The organism is Mesorhizobium sp. M7A.F.Ca.MR.148.00.0.0 (genome assembly GCF_003997735.1).
Classification (GTDB): domain Bacteria; phylum Pseudomonadota; class Alphaproteobacteria; order Rhizobiales; family Rhizobiaceae; genus Mesorhizobium.
The window spans coordinates 116563-120123 of record NZ_RZTB01000006.1; the positions used below are offsets into that span (position 1 = coordinate 116563).

The following is a 3561-nucleotide window of genomic DNA, read 5'->3' on the forward strand; positions in this document are numbered from 1 at the left end:
GTATGGAGTTGCTTGGAATCGGCAGCGTCACGCAGAAATTCCCAGAGACCTGCCGCCTGCGTACCGGCCGAGCCGACAGCATGGTTGAGCCCGGCTGCGTCCAACCCGATCAACCTGCCGACCGCCGCGGCTGCTGCCACTGCGCCAGCCGTGCCGGTGGTGTGGAATATCTCGTAGTGCGAGCGTCCGAGGAATTCTCCCACGCGGATGCCCACTTCATAGCCGGCGATGCAGGCAGTCAGGACTTCGCGGCCGGTCTTCCCCTCAGCCTCCGCAACCGCCAAAACGGCCGGAAAGATAACCGCCGCCGGGTGAAAGACCGAGCCGTTGTGAACGTCGTCCTGTTCCACGACATGGGAGGCCGCCGCATTGACCATCGCTGCGAAGTAGGGGCTTGTGCGCCGCCGCGTCGGGATGATGGTGCTTGGGCCGTCCGCCGGCCCCATGGCACGCGCAAAGCCGTCGATCATCTCGACCTGGTGCGCGCCCTTGCCGGCCAGCGCCGAGCCGAGCCAGTCGATCATCAGTCCTTGCGCGAAATGAACGACGCGCGGCGGGATCTGTTCGAAGTCGAGTTCGGCAATGAAGGCGCAGAGCCTGGCGGTTGGCCAATCGGCGGTGTCCAGGCTCATCCGTTGCTCCTCCCCTGCATGCCCTCTAGACCAAAGCGGCCCGGCGCAGGACCTGCCTTGCGCGCTCGATGACCGGCCGATCCACCATTTCGCCGTTCACCTGGCTAGCTTCGCCGGACGAGGCTGCGCCGACGATGTCTCGTGCCCATGTGATGTCATTATCGCTCGGGCGAAAGCCACTGCGAATCGGCTCGATCTGCCTCGGATGGATGGCCATCTTGCCGCCAAAACCCATCTTCATGGCGTGGCGGGCGTCATCCTCGGTGATTTCGGGACTGTTCAGGTCGGTCGTTACGCCGTCAATCGGCGCGGCCCGGCCAGCGGCGCGCGAACGCCAGACGATTTCGTTGCGGGCCGCAAGCAGGATCAGCCGATCATGCGCGCAACCAAGATCGAGCGAGAAGTCGACCGAGCCGAAGGCGACGGCAACGACGTTGGGCATGGCCAATATGTCCGGCAAGTTGGCGAGACCGACGGCGCTCTCGACCAGCGCGATGACGGAAACGCTGCGTGCCATGTGCCTGGCCATATCGGCAATGTCTTCCGGATGTTCGGCCTTGGGCAGCATGACGGAGACGCCGTCGAGGCGCCGCACGGCGTCGATGTCCGCTTCGTGCCAGGGTGTTCCCGCGGCGTTGATGCGGACCACGACTGCGGATTTCAGCGTGGCCGCACGAGCGACAACTGCGTCCCGGGCGCGGTCCTTGTCGCCAGGGGCGACGGCATCCTCGAGGTCGAGAATGACCGCGTCCGCGCCGCTGCTGTCGGCCTTGTCAAACCGTTCCGGCCGCGAGCCCGGCACGAACAGGGGTGCGACAGGCGTGACGAAGCTCACCATTGCGCCGTGGCCTTCACCGTCACATGGCCGTCGGACGACCGTGCCTCGAGAGCCATGCCGTCCTGGCCTGGGGATGTTGCGCTCAGAAGCAGGCGCTGCGGGCCAGTCGCCGGATGGACGCCGCGGAATGAGAAACGGCGCGGCGACTGACCGACAATGGCGGCGGCGAAGTTCATCAGCAGCGTCGCCTGCAGCGGGCCATGGATGACGAGCCCGGGATAGTGCTCGACCCCCGTGGCATAGGGCGCGTCGTAGTGGATGCGATGCCCGTTGAACGTCAGCGCGGAATATCGAAAGAGCAGCACGGGATCGATGTCGATCGTGCGCTCGTGCGATGCGGCCAGGGGCGAATTGGCCGGCGGGGCAGGGGACGCAGCAGCGGCTTCGGCGCCGCGATAGACGATGATCTGGTCCTCCTCGATGACCGGACCGGAATCGTTGGCGATGTCGTGCCGAACCGTGACGAAGGTGAGCGGCCCGGTGCGGCCCTGTTTCTCCTCGATGGCGGCCAACGTCGAGCGGCGGCGGATGCGGTCGCCAGAGCGGATCGGCGCCATGAAACGCACGTCGCTGGCAGCCCACATGCGACGCGGAAGCGGCACCGGCGGCAGGAAGCCGCCTTTGGCCGGGTGCCCGTCAGGTCCGAGTTCTCGCATGGCGGCAATGTCGGGCGCCAGGCACCAATGCAGTCCGGGCGCGGCCGCGCCCTCGGCAGTCTGCGCCGCGTGGTCCCCAAGCGTGGCGCCAAAGCTGGCCAGCAGGCGCGGGGTCACAACATCCTCGACCTCGTGCGTGCGTCCAACCCATTCCTGCAGTGTGCTTGTGTCCAGGCTCATGAGGTCCTCGTCAGGCGGCGAATTCGGACCGGATCCGGTCCGTATCGGCGCCAAGCGCGGGGACGCTTGGAACCGTTGCAAATCCCTCCGGCCGCCCTGCCGGCTTGGGTACTGCGATGCGCTTGCCGTCCGGCAGTGCCACCTCCGTCCGGCGGAGCGCCTTGTGGTGCGGCAGGTCGCGCATTGCACTCACCCGGCCCCAGGCGATCTGCGCCTCGTCGAGACGGTCTATGGCCTCGTCGCAGTCGATTGCCGCGAAGATCGGTTCGATCTCGGCGTCGAGCGCCGTGCGGTTGGCAACCCGCCAGGTATTGGTGGCGAAGCGTTCGTCGGCGAACAGATCCTGCCTTTGCAGCACGAGCGTGCAGAAGCGCTTCCATTCATTGTTCTGCTGGATGGACACGACCACGCTGCCATCCCGACAGGCATAAGGTCGATACGGGTAGATCGAAGCGTGCGCCAGGCCATATCGCTGCGTCTCGCGGCCCGCATATTCGTAGTGCAGCAGCGGCACGGTCATCCAGTCTGCCATGGCGTCGAACATGGCAATCTCGACAATGCGGCCGCGCCCGGTTTTCTGGCGCGCCAACAGGGCTTCGAGGATCGCCGCATGGGCATTCATGCCGGTGGCGATGTCGGCGGCGGAAACCCCGATTTTGCTTGGCGTGTCCGGCGTGCCGGTAACGGCGCAGATGCCGCTTTCGGCCTGCACCAGCATGTCGTAGGCGCGCATGGCCGCGTAGGGCGTGTCCTGCCCGTAGCCGACGATGTTGATGGCTATCAGCCGAGGAAACTCTTTCGCAATTGTATCGGCCGAGAGGCCGAGCCTGTCGATGGCGCCCGGCACGAGATTCTGCACGAGGACGTCGGCGCGCGCGACCATCCGGTGCAGGAGAGCCAGGTCGTGCTCACTCTTCAGGTCGAGCACCGCGCTCTCCTTGCCGCGGTTGAGCCAGACGAAGTAAGCCGACATGCCTTCCACTGCGGAATCGTAATGACGCGCGGTTTCGCCTTCCGGACGCTCGATCTTCACGACGCGTGCGCCGGCATCGGCAAGGCGGACCGTGCAGAGCGGAGCGGCGACGGCCTGCTCGATCGAAACGACAAACAGGCCCTCCAGTGGGCGGGCGCCGTCAGACATTGCGCTGCACTCCCGAGCGCGCCAGCACACCAGGCTTCAGCCGCTCGTTCTTGCCGTAGTCCTCGGCGGCGTGGAAGAACAGATGCGGCGTGCCATCAATGTCCTCGAGCCTCT

The 3561-nt window shown here is 66.0% G+C and carries 4 protein-coding genes; all 4 read right to left on the minus strand.

Translation table 11 applies throughout. From position 1 onward, the window contains the following. A partial coding sequence (locus EOB49_RS37350; protein WP_245472466.1) for an MmgE/PrpD family protein occupies window positions 1-632 on the minus strand: 632 nt, incomplete at its 3' end. Window positions 633-657: 25 nt separating this feature from the next. After that, window positions 658-1470 (minus strand): CoA ester lyase, encoded by an 813-nt coding sequence (locus tag EOB49_RS04170; RefSeq protein ID WP_127380224.1) that lies wholly within the window; start codon window positions 1468-1470, stop codon window positions 658-660. Next, window positions 1464-2306: a MaoC family dehydratase N-terminal domain-containing protein gene (locus EOB49_RS04175; RefSeq protein WP_127380225.1), complete on the minus strand. Its 843-nt coding sequence runs from the start codon at window positions 2304-2306 to the stop codon at window positions 1464-1466. Before EOB49_RS04175 ends, EOB49_RS04170 begins: the two co-directional genes overlap by 7 nt. A 10-nt stretch (window positions 2307-2316) precedes the next feature. After that, the gene (locus EOB49_RS04180) at window positions 2317-3447 is read right to left on the minus strand and encodes a CaiB/BaiF CoA-transferase family protein (protein WP_127380226.1); all 1131 of its coding nucleotides are present in this window, start codon (window positions 3445-3447) and stop codon (window positions 2317-2319) included. Between the last annotated feature and the right edge of the window lie 114 nt (window positions 3448-3561).